The sequence below is a fragment of the Corallococcus sicarius genome (genome assembly GCF_003611735.1).
Taxonomy (GTDB): Bacteria; Myxococcota; Myxococcia; order Myxococcales; family Myxococcaceae; genus Corallococcus; species Corallococcus sicarius.
Genome location: NZ_RAWG01000468.1, coordinates 1 through 5,276, shown reverse-complemented (window position 1 = coordinate 5,276; position 5,276 = coordinate 1). Strand labels below are relative to the sequence as shown.

General features: G+C 69.3%; 6 protein-coding genes. 4 read left to right on the top strand and 2 right to left on the bottom strand.

Annotated elements, in window-relative coordinates; all coding sequences use genetic code 11:
• Positions 1 to 171 precede the first annotated feature (171 nt).
• Both D7X12_RS38875 and D7X12_RS38870 read left to right on the top strand, forming a co-directional pair.
• Positions 172 to 369: a hypothetical protein gene (locus D7X12_RS38875; protein ID WP_120544774.1), complete on the top strand. Its 198-nt coding sequence runs from the start codon at positions 172 to 174 to the stop codon at positions 367 to 369.
• 133 nt (positions 370 to 502) lie between these two features.
• Positions 503 to 1,243 carry a DUF1751 domain-containing protein gene (locus D7X12_RS38870; protein ID WP_120630207.1) on the top strand — a complete coding sequence of 247 codons (741 nt, stop codon included), beginning with the start codon at positions 503 to 505 and terminating at the stop codon, positions 1,241 to 1,243.
• A gap of 27 nt (positions 1,244 to 1,270) precedes the next feature.
• On the opposite strand, the gene D7X12_RS38865 is transcribed toward D7X12_RS38870, so the two are convergent.
• Complete coding sequence (locus tag D7X12_RS38865) at positions 1,271 to 2,911, bottom strand: sigma-54-dependent Fis family transcriptional regulator (protein ID WP_120630206.1); 1,641 nt, start codon at positions 2,909 to 2,911, stop codon at positions 1,271 to 1,273.
• A 142-nt stretch (positions 2,912 to 3,053) separates the two neighbouring features.
• On the opposite strand from D7X12_RS38865, the gene D7X12_RS38860 reads away from it, so the two are divergent.
• Positions 3,054 to 3,932: a DODA-type extradiol aromatic ring-opening family dioxygenase gene (locus tag D7X12_RS38860; protein WP_120630205.1), complete on the top strand. Its 879-nt coding sequence runs from the start codon at positions 3,054 to 3,056 to the stop codon at positions 3,930 to 3,932.
• A 33-nt stretch (positions 3,933 to 3,965) separates the two neighbouring features.
• Positions 3,966 to 4,631, top strand: a complete 666-nt coding sequence (locus D7X12_RS38855) for a YceI family protein (protein WP_120630204.1) — start codon at positions 3,966 to 3,968, stop codon at positions 4,629 to 4,631.
• 104 nt (positions 4,632 to 4,735) lie between these two features.
• Here D7X12_RS38855 and D7X12_RS38850 read toward each other — a convergent pair.
• The coding region (locus D7X12_RS38850) for a DUF6982 domain-containing protein (protein ID WP_439329418.1) at positions 4,736 to 5,276 on the bottom strand (541 nt) is incomplete at its 5' end.

Here is a 5,276-nt window from a genome sequence, read left to right as displayed (position 1 = left end):
CCCCCGTCCCCCGCCGCACTGTCGGCGGGTGGACGGTCGCCCGGGCCACCCCCCGGGACGCTGCGGAGCGGACTTCCCGGGTGTGCCTGGGTCAGATAGTCGGGCCCGTTTCTTGATGGCGCCCGCGACTCGGGGTAAACGTTCGTAATCTCTGGTGCAACGAGGGTTGGAATGGGGCTTATCAGCTTCACGGGAGTCAAGGTGTTCTCCACCACGCTCGCGCGCGATCGCGAGAACATGGGTGAGAACATCACCAAGTGGCTGAAGGAGAACTCCGGCGTGGACATCGTGGACAAGATCGTCACGCAGTCCTCGGACAAGGAGTTTCACTGTCTGACCATCACGCTCTTCTACCGTCACAAGGTCTGAAGCTCCGGGCCTGCGGCTGAAGGGGTGTGGATGCGAGGGCGCTTCTCCCTGGAGACACCAGGGTGGAGCGCCCTTCATCGTTTCGGCATTTGGGGTTGCGGACCGGGCAGGGTTCCACCACCTTTGGGCCTCTATGCGACCCATGCGGGGCTTCAATGGCGGAGGAGGCGGCGGTTTCGGCGGCGGCCTCGTCGGCCTGGAATCGATGGCCGCGAAGCTGGCGGTAGGGCTGGTGGCCTTCTCCGTGCTGTATCTGGCGACGCGCGGCAGTCAGGGCGCGCTGTTGCTGCTCAACCCCGGGGAGGTGCTGGGGCGCCTGCGGGTGTGGGAGCCGTTCACCTACGCGTTCATCGCCACGGATCCGCTGGGCATCATCTTCGGCGGCATCATCATCTGGTCCATTGGCGGCTTCCTGGAGTCCACCTGGGGCCCGCGGCGCCTGCTGCTGGCGTCGGTGGGCATCACGGTGCTCGCGGGCTTCATCACGGTGCTGCTGGCGCTCGTGATTCCCATGGCCAGTGGCTACGCCGGCGGCACGGTGATGACCACGGTGCTGTGGGTGGCGTACGGGCTCGTCATTGGCCGGGGGCAGACGAACTTCTGGGGCATCCCGCTGACGGGCTACTGGTTCGCGGGCATTGGCGCGGGCTTCACGCTGCTGCGGCTGCTCACGGCGCCTGCCTGGCAGTTCCTGGCCCCGGAGCTCATCAGCCTGGTGCTGGTGTTCGCCTACGTGCGCGGCGTCAGCCCCAAGCGGCTCTTGCTGCACCTGCAGCACTGGCGGCTGCAGCGCCAGCTGAGGGACCGCTCCAAGCACCTGCGCGTCGTGGGCAAGAACCGCCCGCCGCCGGACCGCGACCAGTTCCTCAACTGAAGCATCCCCGGTGGGCCGTGCGCGTCCCTAGTGCGCGGCCTCCGGGTGTCCGTACTGCTTGAGCTTGCGGTAGAGCGTGGCCACGCCGATGTCCAGCTGCTCCGCGGTGCGCGAGCGGTTGCCGCCGTTCTGGGCCAGCACCGCGAGGATGTACTCCTTCTCCATGTCCTCCAGGCGGCGCGGGTTGCCGCCGGGCACGAGGCTGGGCGGCGCGGCCCGCACCTCCTCGGGCAGGTCCTCGCGCTCCACGCGCGGGCCCTCGCACAGCACCACCGCGCGCTCGATGGCGTTGCCCAGTTCGCGGACGTTGCCCGGCCACGCGTAGCGCAGGAGTTGATCCGCGGCGTCCGGGGACAGGCCGCCCACGCGGCGGCCCAGTCGCTCACCGGCCTCGGCCAGCAGCAGCCGCGCCAGGGGGAGGATGTCCTCCTTGCGCTCGCGCAGCGGGGGGATGCGCAGCTCGATGACGCGCAGCCGGTAGAAGAGGTCCTGGCGGAAGCGGCCCAGGCGCACCTCGTCCGAGAGCTCCCGGTTGGTGGCGGCCACCACGCGCACGTCCACCTTGCGGTTGAGGTTCTCCCCCACGCGCCGCACCTCGCGCTCCTGGAGGACGCGCAAGAGCTTCGCCTGCATCGCGGGGGGCACCTCGCCCACCTCGTCCAGGAAGAGGGTGCCGCCGTGGGCCGCCTCGAAGAGGCCGGGCCGGTCATGCGTGGCGCCGGTGAAGGCGCCCTTCGCGTGGCCGAACAGCTCACTCTCCAACAGGCTCTCCGTGACGGCGGCGCAGTTGACGGCGATGAAGGCCTTGTGGGCGCGGCCGGACTCGTCGTGGATGAGCCGGGCGATGCGCTCCTTGCCCACGCCGCTCTCGCCGGTGACGAGGATGGTGGTGTCCACCTTCGCGGAGCGCCGGGCCAGGTTGAGCACGCGCTGCATCGCCTCCGCGCGCGCGACCATGCCGGCCGGGTCCTCCGTCACGCCGGACACGCGCGCCAGCGACTGCCGCTTCGCGCGCAGCTTGCGCTCCGCCTGCCGCAGGGCCTCCGTCACCTGGCCGAGCACGCCCTCCATGCACTGCGTCTCATAGAAGCGCATCACCTCCGTGCACTCGGTGCTCCACTCCTCGGCGGGGCGGCCCACGATGTGGCAGGCGGCGTCGCCCTTGCCCACGCACTTGAGCTCCGCGCAATAGATGGGCTTGCCGTTGCAGTAGCTCAGGTAGCCGGACGCGAAGCCGGTGAGGCTCCAGCACACCGGTTGATCCGCCTGCCCCAGGTGCAGCAGGTGCTGCTCCGCTTCATACGAGTCGCGCCACTGCGCCTCCGCGAAGGGCTCCGGCCCGTCCTGGTCCGTGCGCTCGATGCGCTCCACGCGCACCTGGCCCATCAGCGTGTGCAGCCGGCCGCCCGCGCGGCGCCAGTGGGACTCGTCCGTCCACGGCACCGCCGTCCGCATCGCCTCCGCCGTGCGCCAGCCGTGCGCGTAGCCCAGCCGCGTGAAGATGCCGCGCGCCGCCGTCATCCCCATCATCCCGATGAGCTCCCCGCGCAGCAGCCCCAGCGCCACCGGATCCATCAGCAGCGCCCGCTGCCCGGCGAAGTGGATGACCCCGCCCTTCGGCTCGAACGCCAGCAACTCCCTCAAGTCCAGGTCTTCCAAGCCCGCCACGGTGACTCCCAGAACGTTTCAGACTGAGAGGCCTCTCTATCATTCTGAGAGCCATTTCGCAGGGGTGGAATGGTTTTCTGCCTGATTTCAATGGTTTGGCGTTTCGGGTGCGTTGGTCCTGGGGTTGCAGTGGAAGTCGCTCATGAAGGCGACCGGGGTGGACAGACGCGAGGTGCTGCAGGGAGTGGCGGCCGCTGGGGTCGCCGGGGTGATGGGGCCCGGGCCCACGGTTGCCCGGCAGGTGGCGCCGGCGCTGTTCGTGTCGCACGGCTCTCCGATGACGGCGTTGGACACGGACGCGTACCCCCAGGCGCTCAAGCGCTTTGGTGACGGGGCGGGGCCGGTGAAGGCGCTGGTGGTGGTGTCCGCGCACTGGGAGACGGACGCGCGCGTGCATGTCACCGCGACCGCCGCGCCGCCGCTCGTCTATGACTTCTACGGCTTCCCGGAAGCGATGTACCGGCTGCGCTACCCTGCGCCCGGCGCGCCGGAGCTGGCGCTGGACGTGGTGTCGCGGCTGACGTCCGCGGGCATCCCGGCGGTGGGGGAGGCCGCGCGTGGCCTGGACCACGGCGTGTGGGTTCCGCTGATGCATGCCTTCCCGGAGGCGCGCGTGCCCGTCATCCAGGTGGCGCTGCCAGCGGACGCGACGCCCGCGATGGTGGCGAAGATGGGTGAGGCTTTGCGCCCGCTGCGCGCGGAGGGCGTGCTACTGATGGGCAGCGGCGGGGTGGTGCACAACCTGCGCCGCGTGAATTTCAGTTCCAAGGCGGCGTCCGTGGAGGCATGGGCCGCCGAGTTCGACGCATGGGTCGCTGGAAAACTTGCGGCACGTGACTACGTGGGGCTTCAGTCGTGGAGGGATGCACCGAATGCGCGGCTCGCGCATCCTTCTGCCGAGCACTGGCTGCCCATCTATTTCGTCCTCGGAGCTGCCCTCCCCGAGGACCGTCTCACCCCCGTGTTCGAGGGCTTCCATCACGGAACCTTGTCCATGCGCAGCTTCGCGCTGCGCACCTGAACCTCGCAGTTCGCAGTCCCAGGAGTCCACACCATGAAGATGTCCATGAAGTCCGTCATCACCCTGATCGCCGTTGCCGCCCCCTCGTTCGCCTTCGCGGCCGCGTATGACATCGACGCGGCGCACTCCTCCGCGGATTTCTCCGTGAAGCACATGATGGTGTCCAACGTGAAGGGCAACTTCAAGGTGAAGTCCGGCACGATCAACATCGACGACAAGGACGTGACCAAGTCCACCGTCGAGGCCGTCCTCGACGCGACCACCGTCAACACCGCGGAGCCCAAGCGCGACGAGCACCTGAAGAGCCCTGACTTCTTCGACACGGCGAAGTACCCGACCATCACCTTCAAGTCGACGAAGGTCGCGAAGGCCGGCAAGGACAAGCTGAAGGTCACCGGCGACCTGACGATGCACGGCGTGACGAAGCCCGTCGTGCTGGACGTGGTGGGCCCGACGCCGGAGATCAAGGACGCGTTCGGCGGCATGCGCCGTGGCGTCGAGGCGACCACGAAGCTCAACCGCAAGGAGTTCGGCCTGGGCTGGAACAAGGCGCTCGAGGCCGGCGGCGTCGCGGTGGGCGAGGACATCTCCATCGTGCTCGCGCTCGAGCTGACCCCCAAGAAGGACGCGGCGGCGGCTCCTGCGGCTCCTGCGGCTCCCGCGGCTCCCGCGGCGCCCGCGGCGAAGGGCACGAAGTAAGTCGCTTCCCTTCGCCGGCCCTCGGGTCGGTGAAATGAAGAGAGGGGTCTCGGTGACGAGGCCCCTCTTTTTTATGCGGTGCTGCTCCGCCCCGGTGGGCCGCGTCAGCCTTCGGCGACGGCCTGCACGCTGGAGCGGTAGATGAAGATGCGCGCGGTGTTGGTGCGGGTGTCGGCGGGGACGACGAAGAAGCCCGGGGTGGGGCCCTTGAAGTCCTGGGAGAAGCCGGCGACCTGGCGGCCGTCGTTGAAGGTGACGCGAATCTTGGAGCCCTCGGCCTGAGGCTGACGCGCGCCCGCGGCGAGCATGAAGAAGATGGCCTTCACGCGCTTGCCGGGGATGCGCTCGGGGGCGAAGCCGCTCTGCTGCTCCAGGGAGATGACGTCCTCGAGCAGGTCCGCGTCGCGGATGGTGCCGCGCTTCACCTGGCCTTCGATGGTGTGGATGATGACGCGGTGTTCGCCCTCCACGAAGGAGTGGGTGGACGGTGCGAACCCGGCGCTCGCCACGAACAGGGCGTCGTCGGTGGGGCGCAGGTGGTTGGCCACCGGGGTCGCGGGGGTCGCGGCCTGCACGGGCACCGCGGGGCTCCGGAGTGACGCGCTCACGGCCACGGCGGCGGGGGCCGCACGGGCGGCGAACGAC